We start from the raw sequence: 22,683 nt of genomic DNA, 5'->3' as shown, positions 1-22,683 counted from the left end.
CGCGCGCCTAGCCCCGATACCCGCATGACCGATTCGACCCGCTCGCTGCGCAACTGCCTGGCGCCCGCGAAACTCAACCTGTTCCTGCACATCACCGGCCGCCGTCCGAACGGCTATCACGATCTGCAGAGCGTATTCCAGCTGCTGAACTGGGGCGACACGCTGCACTTCACGCTGCGCGACGACGGCCGCGTCGCACGCGTCACCGACGTGCCCGGCGTGCCCGAGGAAAGCGACCTCGTCGTGCGCGCGGCCAACCTGCTGAAAACGCATACGGGCACCGCGCACGGCGTCGACATCGAGATCGACAAGATCCTGCCGATGGGCGCCGGCCTCGGCGGCGGCAGCTCCGACGCGGCGACGACGCTGCTCGCGCTGAACCGCCTGTGGCAACTCGATTTACCGCGCGCCGAACTTCAATCGCTCGCGGTCAAACTCGGCGCCGACGTGCCGTTTTTTATTTTTGGAAAAAATGCGTTCGCAGAGGGTATCGGAGAAGAATTAGCTGAGGTACAATTGCCGACTCGCTGGTTCTTGGTTGTGACGCCACGCGTTCATGTCCCGACCGCTGAAATATTTTCAGATGAGTTGTTGACAAGAGATACGAAGCCCGTCACAATTGCTGACTTTCTTGCACAGCAAACCAGCGATGCGGGATGGCCAGATAGCTTCGGCCGGAACGATATGCAGGAAGTTGTAACAAGGAAGTACGCGGAAGTTGCGCAGGTGGTCAAATGGTTGTATGATGTGACCCCCGCGAGGATGACCGGCTCCGGAGCAAGCGTGTTTGCAGCGTTTCACAGCAAGCACGAGGCAGAAGCGGCGAAAGCCAAACTGCCCGCCAGTTGGAATGGCGCAGTTGCCGAGAGTCTGAACGAGCATCCGCTCTTCACTTTCGCGTCATGAAGTTTTACTTTGCCGAACGGCCTACACGAGTTCGGTGAAGTTATCAGTTAAGTGTAGGGGAGTCGCCAAGTTGGTCAAGGCACCGGATTTTGATTCCGGCATGCGAGGGTTCGAGTCCTTCCTCCCCTGCCAAAAATTTTCCCGCATTTCCCGCCCAAGCCTGAAGCAGGTGCACGATGAGCAGCCACAGCCATGATGGCCTGATGGTCTTTACTGGCAACGCGAATCCCGCGCTCGCCCAGGAAGTCGTCAATATCCTTGGTATCCCCCTCGGCAAAGCAATGGTCAGCCGTTTCTCCGACGGCGAGATCCAGGTCGAGATCCAGGAAAACGTGCGCGGCAAGGACGTCTTCGTCCTGCAATCCACGTGCGCACCGACGAACGACAACCTGATGGAACTGATGATCATGGTCGATGCGCTCAAGCGCGCATCCGCTGGCCGGATCACTGCTGCCATCCCCTACTTCGGCTATGCCCGTCAGGATCGCCGCCCGCGTTCGGCGCGCGTCGCGATCTCGGCGAAGGTCATCGCGAACATGCTGGAAATCGCCGGCGTCGAGCGGATCATCACGATGGATCTGCACGCCGACCAGATTCAAGGCTTCTTCGACATCCCGGTCGACAACATCTACGCCACGCCGATCCTGCTGGGCGACCTGCGCAAGCAGAACTACTCGGATCTGCTCGTCGTGTCGCCGGACGTCGGCGGCGTCGTGCGTGCCCGTGCACTCGCGAAGCAGCTCAACTGCGATCTCGCGATCATCGACAAGCGTCGTCCGAAGGCGAACGTCGCCGAAGTGATGAACATCATCGGTGAAGTCGAAGGCCGCACCTGCGTGATCATGGACGACATGGTCGATACGGCCGGCACGCTGTGCAAGGCCGCGCAAGTGCTGAAGGACCGCGGTGCGAAGCAGGTGTTCGCGTACGCGACGCATCCGGTGCTGTCCGGCGGCGCCGCCGATCGCATCGCCGCGTCGGCACTCGACGAGCTGGTCGTCACCGATACGATTCCGCTGTCGGCCGAATCGCTGGCCTGCTCGAAGATCCGCTCGCTGACGAGCGCGAGCCTGCTGGCCGAAACGTTCTCGCGGATTCGCCGCGGCGATTCGGTGATGTCGCTGTTCGCGGAATCCTGATCGCGAATCGACTGAACAAAGCATGCGCAGAAAGCGAAGCGGCGACGCTTCGCTTTTTGCACAATCGGACGGGATAGACGAAACCCCGGCCGTTTCATCGGGGGCCACCAGTTGATGGCCCCGTTTTACTGCCTGGTCGCGGGCAGCCATTGGAGAATCACATGAAAGTCGTCGCTTTCGAGCGCCAACAGCAAGGTACGGGTGCGAGCCGCCGCCTGCGCAACGCCGGTAAGACCACGGGTATCGTTTACGGTGGCGAAGCAGCCCCGCAAAAGATCGAACTCGATCACAACGCCCTGTGGCACGCCCTGAAGAAGGAAGCTTTCCACTCGTCGATCCTCGACCTCGAAGTGGCCGGCCAGTCGCAACAGGTTCTGCTGCGCGACGTGCAATACCACCCGTTCAAGCAACTGGTGCTGCACGTGGACTTCCAGCGCGTCGACGCGAAGAAGAAGCTGCACACGAAGGTGCCGCTGCACTTCCTGAACGCTGAAGTCAGCCCGGCCGTGAAGCTGTCGAGCGCGATCGTTTCGCACGTCGCGACGGAAATCGAAGTCGAGTGCCTGCCGGCTGCCCTGCCGGAGTTCCTCGAAGTCGACCTGTCGAAGATCGAAGCCGGTCAGTCGCTGCACGCGAAGGACATCGCACTGCCGAAGGGCGTGACGCTGGTCGCGCACGTCGACGCGGAAAACCCGGTTGTCGCCTCGGCGACGGTCCCGGCTGGCGCCGTGTCGGACGCAGCAGAAGGCGAAACGCCGGCTGCCTAAGCGGCTGCGTACGCGCCCCCTCGATCCGTTTCACGAAACGGTCGACGCAACCCGCCGCGGCTTGCCCGGCGGGTTTTTCTTTTTCTGCGCCCAGGCGGCCGTTGCCGCCTTCGAAACGTCATGATCAAACTGATCGTCGGCCTCGGCAATCCCGGGGCGGAATACACCGCGACGCGCCACAACGCCGGTTTCTGGCTGATCGACCAGCTCGCCCGCGAAGCTGGCACGACGCTGCGCGACGAACGCCGCTTCCACGGCTTCTATGCGAAAGCGCGCCTGCATGGCGAGGAAGTCCATCTGCTTGAGCCGCAGACCTACATGAACCGCTCCGGCCAGTCGGTCGTCGCGCTCGCGCAATTCTTCAAGATCCTGCCCGACCAGATCCTCGTCGCGCACGACGAGCTCGACCTGCCGCCCGGCACCGTGAAGCTGAAGCTCGGTGGCGGCAGCGGCGGCCACAACGGCCTCAAGGACATCACCGCGCACCTGTCGTCGCAGCAATACTGGCGGCTGCGGATCGGCATCGGCCATCCGCGCGACCTGATTCCGGAAAGCGCGCGCGCTGGCGCGAAGCCCGACGTCGCGAACTTCGTGCTGAAGCCGCCGCGCCGCGAGGAGCAGGACGTGATCGACGCATCGATCGAACGCGCGCTCGCCGTGATGCCGATGGTCGTCAAGGGCGAACTCGACCGCGCGACGATGCAGCTGCATCGCAACTGACGCCCGTCGCACCCGCCTGGCGCATCGGCCGTCCGGCGCAACCGGGCGGCCTCGTCCGCCCCACCGCGACGCGCACATGCGGTAATCTCGACGTTTTGCCCGACAGGAGCCAAGCGGTGAGCCGTTACTGGAGCGACGTCGTTCAGCAACTCGTGCCTTACGTGCCGGGCGAACAGCCCGCGCTTGCGCACCCCGTCAAGCTGAACACCAACGAGAATCCCTATCCGCCGTCGCCGCGCGTCGTCGCGGCGATCGCCCGCGAACTCGGCGGCACCGGCGACACGCTGCGCCGCTATCCGGACCCGGTCGCGCGCGCGCTGCGCGAGACGGTCGCGGCCCATCACCGCATCAAGCCCGAACAGGTGTTCGTCGGCAACGGCTCCGACGAGGTGCTCGCGCACACGTTCCAGGCGCTGCTCAAGCACGACCGGCCGCTGCGCTTCCCCGACATCACGTACAGCTTCTATCCGACCTACGCGCGCCTGTACGGCGTCGAGACCACGGTCGTGCCGCTCGCGGACGATTTCTCGATCCGTGTCGACGACTATCTCGACGACGCCGGCGGCGTGCTGTTTCCGAACCCGAATGCACCGACCGGGCGCGCGCTGCCGCTCGCGGACGTCGAGCGGATCGCGGCCGCGAATCCGTCGTCGGTCGTCGTGATCGACGAAGCGTACGTCGATTTCGGCGCGCAGTCGGCCATTACGCTGATCGATCGCCATCCGAATCTGCTCGTCGTGCATACGACGTCGAAGGCGCGCTCGCTCGCGGGCATGCGCGTCGGCTTCGCGTTCGGCGATGCGGCGCTGATCGACGCGTTGAACCGCGTGAAGGACAGCTTCAACTCGTATCCGCTCGACCGGCTCGCGCAGGTCGCCGCGCAGGCCGCGTACGAAGACACCGACTATTTCAACGCCACCTGCCGGCGCGTGATCGACAGCCGGGCGCGGCTCACGCAGGCGCTCGACGCACTCGGCTTCGAGATCGTGCCGTCGGCCGCGAATTTCGTGTTCGCGCGCCATCCCGCGCACGATGCGGGCGCGATCGCGGCGAAGCTGAAGGAACGGGAAATTTTCGTGCGGCACTTCCGGCTGCCGCGGATCGACCAGCATCTTCGCATCACCGTCGGCACCGATGCCGAATGCGACGCGCTCGTCGCGGCGTTGCGCGAGCTGCTGGCCTGATACGGAAGAACCGGCGCCGAATGGCGCCGGGCTGAAAGCGCGACGCGCGCGCCACACAAAGCGCGCGTCAGCGCCGGATCACGACGCGTCGCCGCCCTTCACGGCGATCAGCGCGTGGTACTTCTCCATCAATTGCGCATGCGATTCGTCATGCTGCGGATCGCGCGGAATGCATTCGACCGGACACACCTGCTGGCACTGCGGTTCGTCGAAATGGCCGACGCACTCGGTGCACTTGTTCGGGTCGATCACGTAGATGTCCGGGCCCATCGAAATCGCGCCGTTCGGGCACTCGGGCTCGCACACGTCGCAATTGATGCACTCGTCGGTAATCATCAAAGCCATACTGATCTCACTTCTTCAGGCCGGCGGCCGGCTTCGCAACGAAACCGGCCGGCGCCGCATCACGCGGCAGGGCCTCCCATCGCGGTGACCTTCTCGGTCAGCCATTTCTCGACGGACGGAAACACGAATTTGCTAACATCGCCGCCCAATTGCGCGATTTCGCGCACGATCGTCCCCGAGATGAACTGGTACTGGTCGGACGGCGTCATGAACATCGTCTCGACGTCGGGCAGCAGATAGCGGTTCATCCCCGCCATCTGGAACTCATACTCGAAATCGGACACCGCGCGCAGCCCGCGCACGATCACGCGCGCATTGTTCACGCGGACGAAATCCTTCAGGAGGCCGGTGAAACTCATCACCTTCACGTTCGGGTAATGGCCGAGCACCTCGTTCGCAATCGTCAGACGTTCCTCGAGCGAGAAAAACGGCTTTTTCGCGCGGCTGTCGGCAACGCCCACCACCAGCGTATCAAAAATGCTCGACGCACGCCGCACGAGGTCTTCGTGCCCGCGCGTCAGCGGATCGAACGTACCGGGATACACGGCGACTACCATGTCGCTCCTCCTGTCATCACGCAAACGGGATGGCAGCCGTGCGATGCACGCGCCGCTGCCGAGATGGGCATGCGTCGCCTTTGCGGCGCGCCGCCTCGTATGGAACGCGCATTATTCATCATTTTCGCGCCGCAGCAAATGATAGTGAACCGCACCGGCCTTGCCGTGCTTCACCACCTGCCAGCCTGCGAGCGCGTCGTGCGCGGCCGGATCGAGTTCCGCCCCCGTTTCGACGTACAACGCGCCACCCGCCGCGACGAGCGGCGCCGACAGCGCGATCGCACGCTCGAGCGCGGCCAGGTCGTCGAACGGCGGATCGAGGAACACGACGTCGAACGCGCCCGGCGTCAGGCCGGCCGCGAGCCGCAGCGCATCGGCTTCGGCGATCTCGACCGAACGGGCGCCGAGCTTGTCCTTGATCGCCCGCAACTGCTGCGCGGCGCGCGGATGACGCTCGACCATCACGACGCTCGCCGCGCCGCGCGACGCGGCCTCGAAGCCGAGCGCGCCGGTGCCCGCGAACAGGTCGAGGCAGCGGCGGCCTTCGAGATCCTGGCCGAGCCAGTTGAACAGCGTCTCGCGCACGCGATCGGGGGTCGGGCGCAAGCCGTCGAGATCGAGCACCGCGAGCGGCGTGCGTTTCCAGTCGCCGCCGATGATGCGGATCGTGTGCGGCTTGCCGCGGCCGGGAGAGGCCGCGGGGCGGCCGGAAGAGGAACGGGACATACGGGATATCGACAACGGAGGGACCGGGCACGCGCAGGGGCGCGCCGCCAAACAGGCGCACGTTACCACAGCGGCGACGCGCACTGACGCGAGCGCCACGCCGCACTGATAAAATGCACGGTTTCGGCCGCCGTGCGCCGCGCCCGCGCGAACGCAGAACGGCCCGTCCGGCGCCCCGCTCCCGGCGGCGGCCCGCCCTCTTCCCGACGTCAGACCATGTTCAGTTTCTTCAAACGATTCAAGAAAACGCAGGAGCCCGATCCGGCGGAATCGCAATCGGCCGACGCGCAGCAAGCGGACGAAGCGTCCGACGCCGACGCGCCCGTGCTCGACGCGCCGCCCGCGGCCAGCGTGCCGCCAGCGCCCGCGCAACCGGCTGCGCCGGCCGTCGTGATGACCGTCACGCCGACCAACGACGGCCGCGACGAAGTCGTCGAGACGGTCGAGATCGTGCCGCCGCCGCTGCAGGACGCGTCCGCGAAGAAGTCGTGGCTCGCGCGCCTGAAGACGGGGCTCGCGAAGACGGGCTCGAGCATCACCGGCGTCTTCGTCAACACGAAGATCGACGAGGATCTGTACGAGGAGCTCGAAACCGCGCTGCTGATGTCCGACGCGGGCGTTGACGCGACCGAATACCTGCTCGGCGCGCTGCGCGAAAAGGTGCGCGCGGGCCGGCTCACCGATCCGCAGCAGGTGAAGGCTGCACTGCACGACCTGCTCGTCGAGCTGCTGACGCCGCTCGAGAAATCGCTGATGCTCGGCCGCGCGCAGCCGCTCGTGATGATGATCACCGGCGTGAACGGCGCGGGCAAGACGACCAGCATCGGCAAGCTCGCGAAGCACCTGCAGAGCTTCGACCAGTCGGTGCTGCTGGCTGCCGGCGACACGTTCCGCGCGGCCGCGCGCGAACAGCTGGCGGTCTGGGGCGAGCGCAACAACGTGACGGTCGTGCAGCAGGAGAGCGGCGATCCGGCCGCGGTGATCTTCGACGCGGTCAGCGCCGCGCGCGCGCGCAAGATCGACGTGATGATGGCCGACACGGCCGGCCGCCTGCCGACGCAGCTGCATCTGATGGAGGAGCTGAAGAAGGTGAAGCGCGTGATCGCGAAGGCGCACGACGGCGCGCCGCACGAAGTGCTGCTGGTGATCGACGCGAACACCGGCCAGAACGCGCTCACGCAGGTGAAGGCCTTCGACGACGCGCTGGGCCTGACCGGCCTGATCGTCACGAAGCTCGACGGCACCGCGAAGGGCGGGATTCTCGCCGCGATCGCGCGGCAACGGCCGGTGCCCGTCTACTTCATCGGCGTCGGCGAGAAGGTCGAGGACCTGCAGCCGTTCAGCGCGGTGGAATTCGCGGACGCGCTGCTCGGCTGAACGCCGCCGGCCTGCATCGCACGGGGCGCCTTCGGGCGCCCTTTTTCATGCGCGTCCGATCATGCTCGCCACGGGCGCGCCGCGCTCATTCCGCGTCGGGCTGCGCGCCCGGCTCGGCGGCCTTGAACGCGTCGATCGTCGCCGCATGGTCGACGATCCGCTGGATCGTCGGGAACCGCGTCGTGTCGATCGAGAAGCGGTTCGCGTTGAACACCTGCGGCACGAGGCACACGTCGGCGAGCGTCGGCGTGTCGCCGAAGCACAGCTTGCCGGTGCGCGGGTCGTTCGCGAGACGCGCCTCGAGCGTTTCGAAGCCCGCCTCGATCCAGTGCCGGTACCACGCGTTCTTTGCGTCCTCGGGCACCTTCAGCGTGTGCTTCAGGTACTTGAGCACGCGCAGGTTGTTGAGCGGGTGGATTTCGCACGCGATCTGCAGCGCGACCGCGCGCACGTACGCACGATCGACCGGCTGCTTCGGCAGGAGCGCGGGCTCGGGATGGGTTTCGTCGAGATATTCGATGATCGCGAGCGACTGCTGCAGCGTCGCGTCGCCATCGATCAGCGTCGGCACGACCGCATCCGGATTCAGCGCGCGGTACGCGTCCTTCAGTTGCTCGCCGCCATCGCGCAGCATGTGCACGGGCGCATAGTCGAACGGCAACTGCTTGAGGTTCAGGGCGATCCGCACGCGGTACGACGCGGAACTGCGGAAATAGCTGTAGAGCTTCATGGGATGTCTCTCGTAGTCGTATTCGGTCGGCAGCGGCACGGGCGCGGCGCAGCCGGTGCGCGCGCCGCCGGGAACCAGAGTGTAGCGCGGCACGATGCGCGCCCGCGCCCGTGCGATACTCGGGACATTCCTCACCGCTCACCGCGCGGCCCGATGCCGGCCGCCCGCCCCACGTTCCGATGACCGCTTCCCACGATCCCGCCGCCGCTCCGTTCCCTTGCGCCCGCTTCATCAAGGAAATCGGCCGCGGCCCGCACGGCGCGCGCGCCCTGTCCGCCGAGGACACGTTCACGCTCTATCGCGCGATGCTCGATGCGCGCGTGTCGGACGTCGAACTCGGCGCGATCCTGATCGCCTATCGGCTGAAGGGCGAATCCGCCGACGAACTGGCCGCGATGCTCGCCGCCGCGCAGGCGTCGTTCGAGCCGGTGCACGTGCAGGACGCCGCGTTCCGCCCGGTGTCGATTCCGAGCTACAACGGCGCGCGCAAGCAACCGAACCTCGTGCCGCTGCTCGCGCTGCTGCTCGCGCGCGAAGGCGTGCCGGTGCTCGTGCATGGGGTCGAGCAGGATCCGGGCCGCGTGACGAGCGCCGAGATCTTCTCGGCGCTGTCGCTCCCGCCGTCGACGTCGCACGATGCGATCGAGGACACGCTCGCCGAACGCCGCGTCGCGTTCGCGCCGATCGACGTGCTGGCGCCGCGCATCGCGCACCTGCTGTCGATGCGCAGCGTGCTCGGCGTGCGCAACTCGACGCATACGCTCGTGAAGATCCTGCAGCCGTTCGCGCCGGCCGGGCTGCGGCTCGTCAACTACACGCACCCGCCGTACCGTGACAGCCTCGCGCAGCTGTTCCGCGATCATCCGGACGCCGCGCTCGGCGGCGCGCTGCTCGCGCGCGGCACCGAAGGCGAAGCGGTGGCCGACACGCGGCGCCAGGTGCAGGTCGACTGGCTGCATGACGGCGTGTGCGACACGCTGATCGAGGCCGAGCGTTCGTCGACCGACGCACCGCCCGTCGCGCTGCCCGAGTCGCGCGATGCGGCGACCACGGCCGCGTGGACGGACGCCGTGCTGCGCGGCGAGGTGCCGGTGCCCGACACCGTGGCGCGCCAGGTCGCGACGATCGTGCAGGTCGCCCGCATCGCGCGCTGACGACCTGCCCCTTTATCCCGACATTTGACACGCGAGCGCATCCTGGCATAGAGTGGCCGTCATGCGTTCCTTTCCGAACACCCTCCGAATTACCTCCGGCCGCCTAGCGCGGCCGCTATCGCTACGACTAGCCTAAGGCTGTCGTAGCGCCGTGTGCTGTTCGCACGGTCCTCCCAGCAGTTCCTCGCAGTACCCCTCTCGCAGTTTTTACAACCCGAAGTCGTCAGCCTTCGTCCGTCTATCCGTCGGCCGATTCGCGAAGATCATCCGCATCCGCGGCGCCATCGTGCGCCGGGATGCGAGGCAGCGCCAACCGTCGCCCATGCCGCCCCGTCTTCGCTCGCGACTTGAGACCCGAGGTCCAGAAGATGATGCGCAATCCGCAAGACAAGTACCGTCCGTTCGAGCCCGTTCGCCTCAATGGCCGCCGCTGGCCGGCCCGCACCATCGAGCGTGCGCCCGTGTGGATGAGCACCGACCTGCGCGACGGCAACCAGTCGCTGATCGAGCCGATGAGCATCGAGCAGAAGCTCGAGTTCTTCGAAATGCTGGTCGCCATCGGGTTCAAGGAGATCGAAGTCGGTTTTCCGTCGGCGTCGCAAACCGACTTCGATTTCGTCCGCAAGCTGATCGACGACAAGCGGATTCCCGACGACGTGACGATCGAGGTGCTCGTGCAGTCGCGCGAAGACCTGATCGCCCGTACGTTCGATGCGCTCGAAGGCGTGCCGCGCGCGATCGTGCACCTGTACAACGCGGTCTGCCCGTCGTTCCGCCGCATCGTGTTCGGCATGTCGAAGAACGACGTGAAGGCGCTCGCGATCGACGGCACGCGCATCATCAAGGCACACGCGGCCGCGCGCCCCGAGACGCACTGGACCTTCCAGTACTCGCCGGAAACCTTCAGCATGACCGAGCTGACGTTCGCGCGCGAGATCTGCGACGCGGTCGCGCAGACGTGGCGCCCGACCCGCGACCACAAGATGATCGTCAACCTGCCGGCCACCGTCGAGGCCGCAACCCCGAACGTGTTCGCCGACCAGATCGAATGGATGGACCGCAACCTCGCGTATCGCGACAGCATCGTGCTGTCCGTGCATCCGCACAACGATCGCGGCACCGCGGTCGCGGCGGCCGAACTCGCGCTGCTCGCGGGCGCCGACCGCATCGAAGGCTGCCTGTTCGGCAACGGCGAGCGCACCGGCAACGTCGATCTCGTCACGCTCGCGCTGAACCTCTACACGCAAGGCATCGACCCGGGCCTCGACTTCTCCGACATCGACGCCGTGCGCCGCGTCGTCGAACGCTGCAACCAGATTCCCGTGCATCCGCGCCATCCGTACGCGGGCGACCTCGTGTTCACCGCGTTTTCCGGCTCGCACCAGGACGCGATCCGCAAGGGCTTCGCGCAGCAGCGCCCCGATGCGATCTGGGAAGTGCCGTACCTGCCGATCGACCCGGCGGATCTCGGCCGCAGCTACGACGCGGTGATCCGCGTGAACAGCCAGTCCGGCAAGGGCGGCGCGACCTTCCTGCTCGAACGCGGGATGGGCTTCACGCCGACGCGCCGCGTCCAGATCGAGTTCAGCCATGCGGTGCAGACGCTCGCCGACGCATCGGGCGAGGAAGTGACGGGCGACACGATCTGCGCGCTGTTCGCGCGCGAATTCTTCGAGACGGACGGCCCGACCGCGCGCCACGGCATCGGCGCGCGCTGGCAAAACCGCGAGATCGCGCTGGCGCCCGCCGCCGACGCGACGCCCGACGACGCCGTGCGACGTTTCGCCGCGGCATTCGCGAGCGCCGCCGGCGCCACGATCGACATCGCGTCGTGCGAATCCACGCGCACGGCGGACGGCCGGGTCGCGGTATCGGTCGGCTGCCGGGTCGGCGACGCGCCGCTGCGGCACGGTGTCGGCGTGCACGCCGATGCGGCGAGTGCGGCGCTCGATGCGGTCGTCAGCGCGATCAACCGCTCGGCATGGCACTGCGCGGATCGCCGCGCGGCGGCCTGAACGCGGGGCTTCGATGCAGGGTTGAAACGTCAGCGAGCGGGGCGTGACCGCCCGTGCGACGCGCGATCCGCGCCGCACGCGGCAACAAAAAGCGGCTCAGAAGGCCGCTTCGGTCGGGGCATGAAAAAGGCGCGTTACCCGCGCTCACGCCTCGGTCGCGCACCGCGTCGCCTGCCACGCGAACAGGCTCCAGCGACCGTGGTCGTGCGTGTGGACGGACGTATAGGCAATCGGGAACACGAGGCCGCCGTTGTTGGTTTCCATCTCGATCAACGCGCGCCCCGTGACGACGCAGGTCTCGTCGCCGACCGGCAGCACGTCCTGCGACTGGATTTCGATCTGGCGATAGCGGCGGCGGCCGGCGACGATGGCGTCGATGAACTGCTGCTTGGTTTCGCGTTTGCCGTTGGTATGGACGAAAAACACCTTGTCCGACAACAGCGCGTCGAGCGCCTCGCCGTCGCCGTCCACCATCGCCCGGAACCGGTCGCGCTCGAGCGCGCGGATCGCATCGACCACCTTCGCCATCGCCTGACTCCTCGGCAACGCGCCCGCCTTGCACGGGCGTACGGATCAGAAGTTGTACTGCAGGTAGAACTGGTGGAAATTTATACCAGGATTCGGCTCTTTGATACCCGCGTTAGACACATGTTCAAAACGGTAGCCGACCTGATACTGTTGCCGTTGGCCGAACTGCACGCCCACGCCGCCCGTCGGCGCGAACTGGAACGCGGTCGACAGCGAGAAATTGTCCGAGATCGTCGGGTGCGTCAGGAGCCGGACGCCGCCGCCCGCCTCGATGAACGGGCGAATCTGCCCGCTGCTCTTGATGAAGCGGAACATCGGCGTCACGCCGAACTCGCCGATGCTGCTGTGGACGTTGCCGCCCGTGTGCCAGTAGCCGGCGTGCCCTTCGACGACGAACGCGAAGTGCCAGCCGCCGACTTCCCACCAGTTCCAGCCCGGATCCCACACCACGCCGATATCGGCCTTGTCGACCCCGTGACGATCCGAAAACCCGCCGCCCGCCTGGATCCCCCAGCGATCCGCGAAAGCCGCACCCGATCCGCCCAGAAGAGACGCTGCCAGCATCGCATGCAGCACCAGCCGGCTGCGGGGCCGGCGATTCTTCTTATTGTTCATCTGACACTCCAACTTTGTGGGTTGAATGGAGCCTGCCGCAACGGCCGGGCCCGAGCGAACTGAATGGTATGGTAAAGGACTTTTCGGATCGGCATCACGAAACGAAATGGCTTCCTTCCAAAACGACAAAAATCGAAATCGTCTACTGATTCCCATCAGAAACAACGGCTTACGGAACTTCGTGGCGCCACCCTGGTCGCAGAATAGACTATCGGCTCGACTGGTTCGATAGAAAAATGGGGAACTCCGATGCCCCCGCCCGCTCTAAGGAATTAGCACTCACCTTGCGGGAGTGCTAAGATGACCCACGGAATCTCATTCGAGACCGGGGGTTTGTCCCTGATTCCAAAGGAGTTTTTAGTGAGCAACGCCCTGACCCTCCCGAACACCCTGAGCCCGACGCCGGCCAAGGCCGAATCGGCAGGCTCGCTGGCGCTCGCAGCCCAATCGATGTTGCCCGGCCAGCTCGGCAACATCGACGCGTACATCCAGGCCGTCAACCGCATCCCGCTGCTGACCGCCGAGGAGGAACGCCGCTACGCAACCGAATTCCGCGACGACAACAACCTCGACGCGGCGCGCCGCCTCGTGCTGTCGCACCTGCGTCTCGTCGTGTCGATCGCGCGCAACTATCTCGGCTACGGCCTGCCGCACGGCGACCTGATCCAGGAAGGCAACATCGGCCTGATGAAAGCCGTGAAGCGATTCGACCCGGCGCAAAACGTGCGCCTGGTGTCGTATGCGATTCACTGGATCAAGGCCGAGATCCACGAGTACATCCTGCGCAACTGGCGCATGGTGAAGGTCGCGACGACGAAGGCGCAGCGCAAGCTGTTCTTCAACCTGCGCAGCCACAAGAAGAGCATGCAGGCGATGACGCCCGAGGAAATCGACGGCCTCGCGCAGGAGCTCAACGTCAAGCGCGAGGAAGTCACCGAGATGGAAACGCGCCTGTCGGGCGGCGACATCGCGCTCGAAGGCCAGGTGGAAGACGGCGAGGAGTCGTACGCGCCGATCGCCTACCTGGCCGACTCGCACAACGAGCCGACCGCCGTGCTCGCCGCGCGTCAGCGCGACATGCTGCAGACGGACGGCATCGCGCAGGCGCTCGACGCGCTCGATGCACGCAGCCGCCGCATCATCGAGGCGCGCTGGCTGCACGTCGACGACGACGGCTCGGGCGGCTCGACGCTGCACGATCTCGCCGCCGAGTTCGGCGTGTCGGCGGAACGCATCCGCCAGATCGAAGCGAGCGCGATGAAAAAGATGCGCACGGCGCTCGCCGAATACGCGTAAATCGCGGCAATTTAGAGCGCTTCGTCGAAAACCGCTGCCTGACCGGCAGCGGTTTTTTTTCGTCCGTTTTTCCGCTGCTTTTCACCCGCTTTTCAACGCGTCTCACACGCCGTTTCTACGCCGATTAATTGACCTGATTCATCGGATATTGCGTCATTTGCAGCGGCCTTCCGCATAACCTTGATCCACCTCAATTTTTACCCCACGCTTCGCGACGGTCTGCCGCAGCGCAGCACTCGGCAGCGGAAAGCCGTCCTTTTAAAATTGGCATGTCAGGCGCAAAAGGATTAAAACAGCTTCACGGCCGTCACCAATCCGACGTAAAGTCGCCCCCAATCCGATCTCAATCGATTCAGGATAATCGCCTTGATCTCGATCAATAAAGAGCCTTCGCGGCCGGCCGGCACGATCGGCTGGCGCGCGCGCATCGCCGCGTGGGCACGCGGCCCCACCCTCGCCCGCGACATCGCGCTGGTGCTGATCGTCAAGCTGATCCTCCTGATGTCGCTCAAATACGCATTCTTCAATCATCCGCAGGCCGAGCACATGTCGTTGCCGCCTGCCGCCGTGGCCGAGAAGCTGCTCTCGGTGCCGGCGCCTGCATCTACCGAGGGAGACCACCATGATAAGTAGCGAAGTCGTCGATCTGTCACGTCTGCAGTTCGGCATCACGGCGCTCTACCACTTCCTGTTCGTGCCGCTGACGCTCGGCCTGTCCTGGCTGCTCGTCATCATGGAAGCCGTCTACGTGATGACCGGCAAACAGGTCTACAAGGACATGACCCAGTTCTGGGGCAAGCTGTTCGGGATCAACTTCGCGATGGGCGTGACGACCGGCATCACGCTCGAATTCCAGTTCGGCACGAACTGGTCGTACTACTCGCACTACGTCGGCGACATCTTCGGCGTGCCGCTCGCGGTCGAAGGCCTGATGGCGTTCTTCCTCGAATCCACGTTCGTCGGCCTGTTCTTCTTCGGCTGGAACCGCCTGTCGAAGGTCAAGCACCTGGTCGTCACGTTCCTCGTCGCGCTGGGCTCGAACCTGTCCGCGCTGTGGATCCTCGTCGCGAACGGCTGGATGAACAACCCGGTCGGCGCCGAGTTCAACTACCAGACGATGCGTATGGAGCTGACGAGCCTGTTCGACGTGCTGTTCAACCCGGTCGCGCAGGTGAAGTTCGTGCACACCGTGTCGGCCGGTTACGTGACGGCCGCGATGTTCGTGCTCGGCATTTCGTCGTGGTACCTGCTGAAAAAGCGCGACGTCGACTTCGCGCTGCGCTCGTTCGCGGTCGCGGCCGGCTTCGGCCTCGCGGCCACGCTGTGCGTGATCGTGCTCGGCGACGAATCGGGCTACACGACCGGCGAAGTGCAGAAGATGAAGCTCGCCGCGATCGAATCGGAATGGGAAACCCAGCCGGCGCCGGCATCGTTCACGCTGATCGGCATCCCGAACCAGAAGGAAGAACGCACCGACTACGCGATCAAGATCCCGTACGCGCTCGGCCTGATCGCGACGCGCTCGATCGACGAGCCGGTGATCGGCCTGCGCGAGCTCGCGAAGCACAGCGAGGAACACATCCAGAGCGGGATGGTCGCGTACGGCGCCTTGCAGAAGATCAAGGAAGGCGACACGAGCGACGCGACCCGCGCGCTGTTCGACCAGCACAAGCAGTATCTCGGCTACGGACTGATGCTCAAGCAGTTCACGCCGAACGTGGTCGATGCGACGCCCGAGCAGATCAAGGCCGCCGCGAAGAAGACGATCCCGCCGGTCGCGCCCGTATTCTTCTCGTTCCGGATCATGGTGTTCCTCGGCTTCCTGTTCCTCGCGACCTTCGTCGCCGCGTTCTGGTTCTGCGCGCGCCGGCAGCTGCTGCAGGACAACCGCCGCTGGTTCCTGCGCTATGCGGTGTGGGCGATCCCGCTGCCGTGGCTCGCCGCGGAATTCGGCTGGGTCGTCGCCGAGCTCGGCCGCCAGCCGTGGACGATCGCGGGCATCCTGCCGACGCATCTGTCCGCGTCCAGCCTGACGTCGACGGACCTGTACCTGAGCCTCGCCGGTTTCATCGCGTTCTACACGGTACTGTTCATCATCGAGATCAAGCTGATGTTCAAGTACGCGCGCCTCGGCCCGTCGTCGCTGCATACCGGCCGCTATCACCACGAACTCGCCGCCGCCGGCGAGCGGGCCGCGGTCTGAGCACGCCCTCGCAACCGAACAAGGAATCGCTATGGACTATGCAACTCTCAAGCTGATCTGGTGGCTGCTCGTCGGCGTGCTGCTGATCGGCTTCGCCGTCACCGACGGCTTCGACATGGGCGCGACCGCGCTGCTGCCGTTCCTCGGCAAGACCGACGAGGAGCGCCGCATCATCGTCAACACGGTCGGCGCGACGTGGGAAGGCAACCAGGTGTGGCTGATCACGGCCGGCGGTGCGATGTTCGCCGCGTGGCCGCTCGTCTACGCCGCGTCGTTCTCCGGCTTCTACTTCGCGATGCTGCTCGTGCTGTTCGCGCTGTTCTTCCGGCCGGTGGGCTTCGACTACCGCAGCAAGCGGCCCGACCCGCGCTGGCGCGCGGGCTGGGACTGGGGCCTGTTCGTCGGCGGCTTCGTGCCGGCGCTGGTGTTCGGCGTCGCGTTCGGCAACCTGCTGCAGGGCGTGCCGTTCAAGTTCGACAGCGACCTGCGCGTGACCTACTACGGCGGCTTCTGGGCGCTGCTGAACCCGTTCGCGCTGCTGTGCGGGCTCGTCAGCCTCACGATGCTCGTCGCGCACGGCGCCGCGTTCATCAAGATGAAGACCGACGGCGTGATCGCGCGCCGTGCGTCGATCGCGCTGCGCGTCGCGTCGTTCCTCGCGGTCGTGCTGTTCGTGCTGGCCGGCGTGCTCGTCGCTTCGTATATCGGCGGCTTCCACATCACCCACGCCGCGCCGACCGACACCGTCGCGAACCCGCTGCTCAAGGACGTCGCCGCCGGTTCGGGCCTGTGGCTCGCGAACTACGGCGAGTATCCGTGGATGATCGCGGCGCCCGTCGTCGGGATCGCGGGCGGCGTGCTCGCGCTGCTGCTCGCCGGCTCGAAGCAGGAGAAGACGGCGTTCTTCTGCACGGGCCTGATGATCGTCGGCGTGATCCTGACCGCGGGCTTCTCGATGTTCCCGTTCATCATGCCGTCGTCGCTCGACCCGCGCAGCAGCCTGACCGTGTGGGATTCGACGTCGAGCCACATGACGCTGCAGGTGATGCTGTTCGCGGTGATCGTGTTCCTGCCGATCATCCTGCTCTACACGAGCTGGGTGTATCGCGTGATGCGCGGCAAGGTCACGCACCAGACGCTCGAAGAGAACAAGCACTCGATGTATTGACGCACTGAACCGGGCCGGGGCGCGCAGGCGCCCTCGCCCACCGTTTCGCAAGGAGTCGGATCATGTGGTATTTCAGCTGGATTCTCGGTATCGGCGTCGCGCTGTCGTTCGGCATCGTCAACGCGATGTGGCTCGAAGCGCGGCAGAAGCCGCAGGAAGCGCCGGTGCGTGCGCGCCGCGACTGACGCAGTGACGCACCGCGCGCGATACGCGCGGCCGCCGTCCGACAACGGAAAGAACCTCGCTTCGCGCGAGGTTTTTTTTCGTCACGGCCGCGCCGGCGGGACGTCGCACGGCGATGCCAATTTAGCGCCAGATTGATACCACTTGAATACCAATAAAAGGTTTCATAAGATCGTTGGACACGGCCGCTGACAGGCCGATTCCTTCTGGGTGGGGGAGACATGCGAATCCCGTGTGTGGCGTGCGCGTGCGCGCCGTGTCGATGTCCGCGTGCCACGGCGCGTGCCGTCGTCGCGCTCGTGCGCGGCCAACCGTGCGCCGTCGATTGCGGCCGTCTCGCCGCTGCAGCGAACGCCGCGAGCCGCCGATGATTCCGCGCACGCCGCCGCGCCGCGCCGACCGGCACGCATGCCCGCCTCCCGTTCCGTAACGCACGCGCCCGCGTGCCGAATGCGCGCGGCGCAGCCGCATCGCTCCGCGTGCTGGTATCTCCCGCAGCTCCACTGAAAGACCCGATCGCAGCGACGTCGCGTCACGGCGCCGCTACGCCCCCTTTTTCTCAGGAGTTCGAATTGAAGCGTACCTTGCCCTCCCTCATTGCCGGCCTGCTGATCGCCGTGCTGTCGCCGGCGGCGATCTCCGCGGTGCCGGCGTCGGCCGCCGCTGGCGCGAACGCCGGCACCGCGCAAGCGGCCGCCGCCCAGGCGGCCAGCCTCGCGACGCTGCTGTCGAACGGCCTCGCGTTGCGCGTGGCCGTCGACAACAACCACGCGGCCGCGGCCGGCGTACCGTGCGCCGATCTCGGCGCCGACGGCGCCGCCTGCGCGACCGGCCGCCTGATCCTGCAGAACCGCGGCCATGCGGCGATTGCCGACGGCGGCTGGAAGCTCTACCTGCACAGCATCCGCCGCCTGCTGCGGATCGACCGGCCGGGCTTCGCGCTGCGGCGGCTCACCGGCGACCTGTACGAGCTGACGCCGCAGCCAGGCTCGGTGCGGCTCGCGCCCGGCGAGCGCATCGAGCTGCCGTTCGTCGCCGAATACTGGCTGCTGCGTTACAGCGACGTGATTCCGCGTCCGTATGTCGTCGTCGACGGCGCGCCGCCGGCCGTGCTGCGCTACGACGACACCGACAACGAGCTGCGCTACGTCGAATCGCTGCCGGCCGACGCGCAGAACAATTCGACCGGCAACGCGCCGCCCGTGGCCGTGCGGCCCGATCCCGGTCGCGCGCTGCCGAGCGTGAAGCGCGAGCTGCCGCTGCCCGGCACGCTCGAGCTGCGCGGCGTCGAACTCGCGCTGCCGGACCTGCCTGACGCACAGGTCGCGGCGCTGCGCGAGCGCGCGACGACCCTCGGACTCGACGGCGCAGGCGTGCCGGTACGCGGCTTCGTCGCGCCGCGCCGGCTGCCGGCCGACCTCGCGACACCGGGCGGCTACCGGCTCGCGATCGGGCCGCGCGGCGTGCTGATCGAAGGCTACGATCGCGCGGGCCTCTACTACGGCGTGCAGACGCTCTACTCGCTCGCGCCGGCCGGCGGCGGCCCGATCCCGGCGATGCTCGTCGAGGATGCGCCGCGCTTCACGCATCGCGGGATGCACGTCGACCTCGCGCGCAACTTCAAGCAGCCGGCGACGCTGCGCCGCCTGATCGACCAGATGAGCGCGTACAAGCTCAACCGCCTGCACCTGCATCTGTCCGACGACGAAGGCTGGCGCATCGAGATTCCCGGCCTGCCCGAGCTGACCGAGATCGGGGGACGCCGCTGCCACGACCCGAGCGAGACGCGCTGCCTGCTGCCGCAGCTCGGCTCCGGGCCGGACAATCGCTCGGGCGGCGGCTACCTGACGCGCGACGACTACGTGGCGCTCGTGCGCTACGCGGCCGCGCGCTTCGTTCAGATCATCCCCGAGATCGACATGCCCGCGCATGCGCGGGCGGCCGTCGTGACGATGGAGGCGCGCTACCGGCGGCTGCATGCGGCGGGTCGCGAGCAGGAAGCGAACGCATACCGGCTGCTCGACCCGCAGGACACGACGAACCTGACGACGGTGCAGTTCTACGACCGGCGCAGCGACCTGAACCCGTGCGTGCCGGGCGCGCTCAACTTCGCGTCGAAGGTGATCCGCGAGATCGCGGCGATGCACGCGGACGCGCAGGCGCCGCTGCAGACCTGGCACTACGGCGGCGACGAAGCGAAGAACATCTTCCTCGGCGGCGGCTTCCAGCCGCTGAACGGCACCGACCCGAACAAGGGGCGCATCGATCTGGCCGCGCAGGACAAGCCGTGGGCGCGTTCGCCCGCTTGCACGGCGCTGCTCCAGCGCGGCGAGATCAAGTCGATCGACGAGCTGCCGACGCGTTTCGCGAAACAGGTGAGCGCGGCGGTCAACGCGAACGGGATCGGCACGATGGCCGCGTGGCAGGACGGCATCAAGCATGCGAACGGGCCGCAGGATTTCAGCACGCGCCACGTGATGGTGTCGCTGTGGGACACGATCTTCTGGGGCGCGTCGGACAGCGCGCGCGACCTGAGCGGCAAGGGCTACCAGACGGTGCTCGCGCTGCCCGACTACCTGTACTTCGACTTCCCGTACACGCTCAATCCGCGCGAGCGCGGCTACTACTGGGGCTCGCACGCGACCGACGAGTACAAGGTGTTCTCGCTCGCGCCGGAGAACCTGCCGCAGAACGCCGAAGTGATGGGCGACCGCGACGGCAACCCGTTCGAGGTGACGGGCACGGGCCCCGCGCCGCGCATCGAAGGCATGCAGGGCCAGGCGTGGGGCGAGGTGATGCGCAACGACACCTTTCTCGAATACATGACCTATCCGCGACTGCTCGCGCTCGCCGAGCGCGCGTGGCACCGGGCCGACTGGGAGCTGCCGTATGCGGCCGGCGTGCGCTTCAAGCGCGGCGACACGCATCACGTCGACATCGCCGCGCTGCAGCGCGACTGGGCCGGCTTCGCGACGCTGCTCACGCAACGCGAATTGCCGAAGCTCGACCGCGCCGGCGTCGGCTACCGGAAGCCGACCTTCACGCTGACGAATCCGTGATCGGCTGACCGGCCAGGCAGTCGAGCGACAAGCGATGCGGCGCAACGCATCGCGTATCGCGCACCGCCGTCTCCAAAGCAAAAACGGCTTGCGACATCGTCGTCGCAAGCCGTTTTCTTTTGGCCTCTCTTGACCGCCGACCCGCATCCGCCGCGCGGATGTCAGGCCGGCTTCACCGCATCACGCCGGTTGGGCTGCCGCCCCGCCGCCCGACGGCGGCAGGCGCGCGCCGAGTTGTTCGGCATAGCGTGCGGCCGCGTTGCCGCAGACGATGTGGAACGTGTCGAGCGACACCCACGCGACGTCGAGCGTGCCGAGACGCTCGCGATCGACCGCCGACGGATCGCGCACGACCACACGCAGGCGCGTCGTGGCCACCGCATCGAGCGACGCGACGTTGGTCGCGCCGCCGAACACCGCGAGCCATCGGGTCGGTTCCGGATCGAGCGGGCCGGCGGCCGCGCCCGTGACCGGCTGCGCGGCGGCCGTCGCCGGCGCGGCCGCACCGGTCGCGCCGCCGCCGATCGCGGCGCGCATCTCGTCGGCAATGATGTCGGCCTCGGGCCCGATGATCACCTGCACGCTGTTGCCGCCGCGCTTGAGCACGCCGCGCGCGCCGATCGACTTCAGTTCCGGCTCCGACACCTGCTCCGGATCGACCACGGTCAGGCGCAAGCGCGTCGTGCACGCGTCGACGACCGACAGGTTGGCCGCGCCGCCGAGCGCGGCGATGTAGCGTTGCGCGCGCGGTGCGGCAGCCGTTGCAGCCGCGCCCGCGGCCGGTGCGACGAACCCGCCCGATGCGTACGATTCCGTGGCCGCATCGGTCGACGCCGGCTCGCGGCCCGGCGTGGCCATGTTGAACTTGCGGATGAAGAAGCGGAACAGCCCGTAGTACGCGGCGCCGTATGCGATGCCGAGCGGAATCGCGATCCAGCCCTTCGTCGACAGCCCGTAGTTCAGCACGTAGTCGATCGCGCCGGCGGAGAACGTGAAGCCGAGCTTCACGCCGAGAATCTGGCAGATCGCGAGCGACAAGCCCGTCAGCACCGCATGGATCACGTACAGCACCGGCGCGAGGAACATGAAGCTGAACTCGATCGGCTCGGTCACGCCGGTCAGGAACGACGTCAGCGCCATCGAGAACAGCAGGCCGCCGACCATCGCGCGGCGCTCCTTCGGCGCCTCGTGCAGCATCGCGAGACACGCCGCCGGCAGGCCGAACATCATGATCGGGAAGAAACCGGCCATGAAGGTGCCCGCGGTCGGGTCGCCCGCGAAGAAGCGGTGCAGGTCGCCGTGCACGATCTCGCCGCCGGCGGGCGGCGTGAAGTTGCCGAACACGAACCACGCGAGCGAGTTGATGATGTGGTGCAGGCCGGTGACGAGCAGCAGACGGTTCAGGAAGCCGAACACGAACGCACCGATCGCGCCCGCCGTCGTCAGCCACTGGCCGGCCGCGTCGATCGCATGCTGGATCGGCTGCCACACGTACCCGAACGCGATGCCCAGTATCACGCAGACCAGCCCGGTGATGATCGGCACGAACCGCTTGCCGCCGAAGAACGCGAGGTAGTCCGGCAGCTTGATGTCCTTGTAGCGGTTGTACAGCAGGCCCGCGACGACCCCCGCGATGATCCCGGACAGCACGCCCATGTTCAGCTTGGGATCGATGTCCTTCATGATCGCGGTTTCGATCAGGTAACCGATCGCGCCCGCGAGCGCCGCCACGCCGTTGTTGTCCTTCGCGAAGCCGACCGCCACGCCGATCGCGAACAAGAGCGGCAGGTTGTCGAAGATCGCGCCGCCGGCGTCGGCGATCATCTTGATATTGAACACGTCCGGCTGGCCGAGTCGCAGCAGGATGCCGGCGACCGGCAATACCGCGATCGGCAGCATCAGTGCCCGGCCCAGGCCCTGTATTTTCAGAAACGGATTCCCGTTCATTCAGTCCTCCAATCCTTGTCTCGTCATTAATCGTCGTTGAGCGAATGCCTTCGTCGTGAAACCG

The 22,683-nt window shown here is 66.5% G+C and carries 21 protein-coding genes and 1 tRNA gene; 15 read left to right on the top strand and 7 right to left on the bottom strand.

Translation table 11 applies throughout. From position 1 onward, the window contains the following. Positions 1 to 24: 24 nt before the first annotated feature. The 6 genes from ispE (at position 25) to hisC (ending at position 4,716) form a co-directional block, all read left to right on the top strand. On the top strand, positions 25 to 906 hold the full coding sequence (ispE, locus tag DFS13_RS19990; protein ID WP_006483733.1) for a 4-(cytidine 5'-diphospho)-2-C-methyl-D-erythritol kinase: 882 nt from the start codon (positions 25 to 27) through the stop codon (positions 904 to 906). Between the two features lie 55 nt (positions 907 to 961). Beyond that, positions 962 to 1,038: transfer RNA gene (locus DFS13_RS19985), tRNA-Gln, on the top strand. A 44-nt stretch (positions 1,039 to 1,082) separates the two neighbouring features. After that, complete coding sequence (locus DFS13_RS19980; protein WP_006483739.1) at positions 1,083 to 2,045, top strand: ribose-phosphate pyrophosphokinase; 963 nt, start codon at positions 1,083 to 1,085, stop codon at positions 2,043 to 2,045. A gap of 161 nt (positions 2,046 to 2,206) precedes the next feature. Then, a complete protein-coding gene (locus DFS13_RS19975; protein ID WP_006483734.1) occupies positions 2,207 to 2,812 on the top strand; it encodes a 50S ribosomal protein L25/general stress protein Ctc in 606 nt (201 codons plus the stop codon). 120 nt (positions 2,813 to 2,932) lie between these two features. After that, the gene (gene pth, locus DFS13_RS19965; RefSeq protein WP_006477776.1) at positions 2,933 to 3,532 is read left to right on the top strand and encodes an aminoacyl-tRNA hydrolase; all 600 of its coding nucleotides are present in this window, start codon (positions 2,933 to 2,935) and stop codon (positions 3,530 to 3,532) included. 116 nt (positions 3,533 to 3,648) lie between these two features. Beyond that, a complete protein-coding gene (gene hisC, locus DFS13_RS19960; protein WP_034201349.1) occupies positions 3,649 to 4,716 on the top strand; it encodes a histidinol-phosphate transaminase in 1,068 nt (355 codons plus the stop codon). 78 nt (positions 4,717 to 4,794) lie between these two features. Here hisC and DFS13_RS19955 read toward each other — a convergent pair whose 3' ends face one another. The 3 genes from DFS13_RS19955 to rsmD form a co-directional block, all read right to left on the bottom strand. Further along, a complete protein-coding gene (locus DFS13_RS19955; protein WP_043206196.1) occupies positions 4,795 to 5,061 on the bottom strand; it encodes a YfhL family 4Fe-4S dicluster ferredoxin in 267 nt (88 codons plus the stop codon). A 59-nt stretch (positions 5,062 to 5,120) separates the two neighbouring features. Further along, positions 5,121 to 5,618 (bottom strand): pantetheine-phosphate adenylyltransferase, encoded by a 498-nt coding sequence (coaD, locus tag DFS13_RS19950; RefSeq protein WP_006477773.1) that lies wholly within the window; start codon positions 5,616 to 5,618, stop codon positions 5,121 to 5,123. A gap of 111 nt (positions 5,619 to 5,729) precedes the next feature. Continuing rightward, a complete protein-coding gene (gene rsmD, locus DFS13_RS19945) occupies positions 5,730 to 6,344 on the bottom strand; it encodes a 16S rRNA (guanine(966)-N(2))-methyltransferase RsmD (protein ID WP_006483748.1) in 615 nt (204 codons plus the stop codon). Between the two features lie 216 nt (positions 6,345 to 6,560). Here rsmD and ftsY point away from each other — a divergent pair, with 216 nt between their 5' ends. Continuing rightward, positions 6,561 to 7,721: a signal recognition particle-docking protein FtsY gene (ftsY, locus tag DFS13_RS19940; protein ID WP_006483736.1), complete on the top strand. Its 1,161-nt coding sequence runs from the start codon at positions 6,561 to 6,563 to the stop codon at positions 7,719 to 7,721. 85 nt (positions 7,722 to 7,806) lie between these two features. On the opposite strand, the gene maiA is transcribed toward ftsY, so the two are convergent. After that, the gene (gene maiA, locus DFS13_RS19935) at positions 7,807 to 8,451 is read right to left on the bottom strand and encodes a maleylacetoacetate isomerase (RefSeq protein WP_006499022.1); all 645 of its coding nucleotides are present in this window, start codon (positions 8,449 to 8,451) and stop codon (positions 7,807 to 7,809) included. A 179-nt stretch (positions 8,452 to 8,630) separates the two neighbouring features. On the opposite strand from maiA, the gene ybiB reads away from it, so the two are divergent. Together ybiB and leuA are read left to right on the top strand one after the other, a co-directional pair. Then, positions 8,631 to 9,605 carry a DNA-binding protein YbiB gene (gene ybiB / locus DFS13_RS19930; protein WP_006483732.1) on the top strand — a complete coding sequence of 325 codons (975 nt, stop codon included), beginning with the start codon at positions 8,631 to 8,633 and terminating at the stop codon, positions 9,603 to 9,605. A gap of 368 nt (positions 9,606 to 9,973) precedes the next feature. Beyond that, positions 9,974 to 11,620 carry a 2-isopropylmalate synthase gene (leuA, locus tag DFS13_RS19925; RefSeq protein WP_111442039.1) on the top strand — a complete coding sequence of 549 codons (1,647 nt, stop codon included), beginning with the start codon at positions 9,974 to 9,976 and terminating at the stop codon, positions 11,618 to 11,620. Positions 11,621 to 11,764: 144 nt separating this feature from the next. Here the strand turns inward: leuA and DFS13_RS19920 are convergent, their stop codons facing one another. Beyond that, complete coding sequence (locus DFS13_RS19920) at positions 11,765 to 12,148, bottom strand: nuclear transport factor 2 family protein (RefSeq protein ID WP_006483747.1); 384 nt, start codon at positions 12,146 to 12,148, stop codon at positions 11,765 to 11,767. Positions 12,149 to 12,193: 45 nt separating this feature from the next. Further along, positions 12,194 to 12,763 (bottom strand): lipid A 3-O-deacylase PagL, encoded by a 570-nt coding sequence (gene pagL, locus DFS13_RS19915; RefSeq protein WP_006483740.1) that lies wholly within the window; start codon positions 12,761 to 12,763, stop codon positions 12,194 to 12,196. Between the two features lie 360 nt (positions 12,764 to 13,123). Here pagL and rpoH point away from each other — a divergent pair, with 360 nt between their 5' ends. The 6 genes from rpoH to DFS13_RS19875 all read left to right on the top strand — a co-directional run bounded on the left by rpoH (position 13,124) and on the right by DFS13_RS19875 (position 20,672). Next, a complete protein-coding gene (rpoH, locus tag DFS13_RS19905) occupies positions 13,124 to 14,059 on the top strand; it encodes an RNA polymerase sigma factor RpoH (protein WP_006483735.1) in 936 nt (311 codons plus the stop codon). A gap of 360 nt (positions 14,060 to 14,419) precedes the next feature. Continuing rightward, positions 14,420 to 14,692 carry a cytochrome oxidase putative small subunit CydP gene (gene cydP, locus DFS13_RS19900; RefSeq protein WP_369718778.1) on the top strand — a complete coding sequence of 91 codons (273 nt, stop codon included), beginning with the start codon at positions 14,420 to 14,422 and terminating at the stop codon, positions 14,690 to 14,692. Then, positions 14,682 to 16,262, top strand: coding sequence for a cytochrome ubiquinol oxidase subunit I (locus DFS13_RS19895; RefSeq protein ID WP_006483728.1), 1,581 nt, complete (start codon positions 14,682 to 14,684; stop codon positions 16,260 to 16,262). The genes cydP and DFS13_RS19895 overlap by 11 nt, the downstream gene beginning before the upstream one ends. 31 nt (positions 16,263 to 16,293) lie before the next feature. Further along, positions 16,294 to 17,430: a cytochrome d ubiquinol oxidase subunit II gene (gene cydB, locus DFS13_RS19890; RefSeq protein WP_006483746.1), complete on the top strand. Its 1,137-nt coding sequence runs from the start codon at positions 16,294 to 16,296 to the stop codon at positions 17,428 to 17,430. 62 nt (positions 17,431 to 17,492) lie between these two features. Further along, on the top strand, positions 17,493 to 17,615 hold the full coding sequence (gene cydX / locus DFS13_RS19885) for a cytochrome bd-I oxidase subunit CydX (RefSeq protein WP_006483737.1): 123 nt from the start codon (positions 17,493 to 17,495) through the stop codon (positions 17,613 to 17,615). 570 nt (positions 17,616 to 18,185) lie between these two features. After that, entirely contained in the window at positions 18,186 to 20,672 is a 2,487-nt protein-coding gene (locus DFS13_RS19875) for a family 20 glycosylhydrolase (RefSeq protein WP_111442038.1), read from the top strand. A 180-nt stretch (positions 20,673 to 20,852) separates the two neighbouring features. On the opposite strand, the gene nagE is transcribed toward DFS13_RS19875, so the two are convergent. Then, on the bottom strand, positions 20,853 to 22,619 hold the full coding sequence (nagE, locus tag DFS13_RS19870; RefSeq protein WP_006499031.1) for an N-acetylglucosamine-specific PTS transporter subunit IIBC: 1,767 nt from the start codon (positions 22,617 to 22,619) through the stop codon (positions 20,853 to 20,855). Positions 22,620 to 22,683 lie beyond the last annotated feature (64 nt).

The organism is Burkholderia sp. 28_3 (assembly GCF_003253915.1).
GTDB lineage: Bacteria > Pseudomonadota > Gammaproteobacteria > Burkholderiales > Burkholderiaceae > Burkholderia > Burkholderia cenocepacia.
This window is presented reverse-complemented; position numbering and strand designations above follow the sequence as displayed.

Coding starts and splice junctions, on each gene's coding strand:
- nagE (WP_006499031.1), bottom strand. CDS start 22,619: ATGAACGGGAATCCGTTTCTGAAAATACAGGGCCTGGGCCGGGCACTG.
- coaD (WP_006477773.1), bottom strand. CDS start 5,618: ATGGTAGTCGCCGTGTATCCCGGTACGTTCGATCCGCTGACGCGCGGG.
- leuA (WP_111442039.1), top strand. CDS start 9,974: ATGATGCGCAATCCGCAAGACAAGTACCGTCCGTTCGAGCCCGTTCGC.
- pth (WP_006477776.1), top strand. CDS start 2,933: ATGATCAAACTGATCGTCGGCCTCGGCAATCCCGGGGCGGAATACACC.
- cydB (WP_006483746.1), top strand. CDS start 16,294: ATGGACTATGCAACTCTCAAGCTGATCTGGTGGCTGCTCGTCGGCGTG.
- ftsY (WP_006483736.1), top strand. CDS start 6,561: ATGTTCAGTTTCTTCAAACGATTCAAGAAAACGCAGGAGCCCGATCCG.
- DFS13_RS19975 (WP_006483734.1), top strand. CDS start 2,207: ATGAAAGTCGTCGCTTTCGAGCGCCAACAGCAAGGTACGGGTGCGAGC.
- cydX (WP_006483737.1), top strand. CDS start 17,493: ATGTGGTATTTCAGCTGGATTCTCGGTATCGGCGTCGCGCTGTCGTTC.
- DFS13_RS19980 (WP_006483739.1), top strand. CDS start 1,083: ATGAGCAGCCACAGCCATGATGGCCTGATGGTCTTTACTGGCAACGCG.
- ispE (WP_006483733.1), top strand. CDS start 25: ATGACCGATTCGACCCGCTCGCTGCGCAACTGCCTGGCGCCCGCGAAA.
- rsmD (WP_006483748.1), bottom strand. CDS start 6,344: ATGTCCCGTTCCTCTTCCGGCCGCCCCGCGGCCTCTCCCGGCCGCGGC.
- ybiB (WP_006483732.1), top strand. CDS start 8,631: ATGACCGCTTCCCACGATCCCGCCGCCGCTCCGTTCCCTTGCGCCCGC.
- pagL (WP_006483740.1), bottom strand. CDS start 12,763: ATGAACAATAAGAAGAATCGCCGGCCCCGCAGCCGGCTGGTGCTGCAT.
- DFS13_RS19895 (WP_006483728.1), top strand. CDS start 14,682: ATGATAAGTAGCGAAGTCGTCGATCTGTCACGTCTGCAGTTCGGCATC.
- maiA (WP_006499022.1), bottom strand. CDS start 8,451: ATGAAGCTCTACAGCTATTTCCGCAGTTCCGCGTCGTACCGCGTGCGG.
- DFS13_RS19920 (WP_006483747.1), bottom strand. CDS start 12,148: ATGGCGAAGGTGGTCGATGCGATCCGCGCGCTCGAGCGCGACCGGTTC.
- DFS13_RS19955 (WP_043206196.1), bottom strand. CDS start 5,061: ATGGCTTTGATGATTACCGACGAGTGCATCAATTGCGACGTGTGCGAG.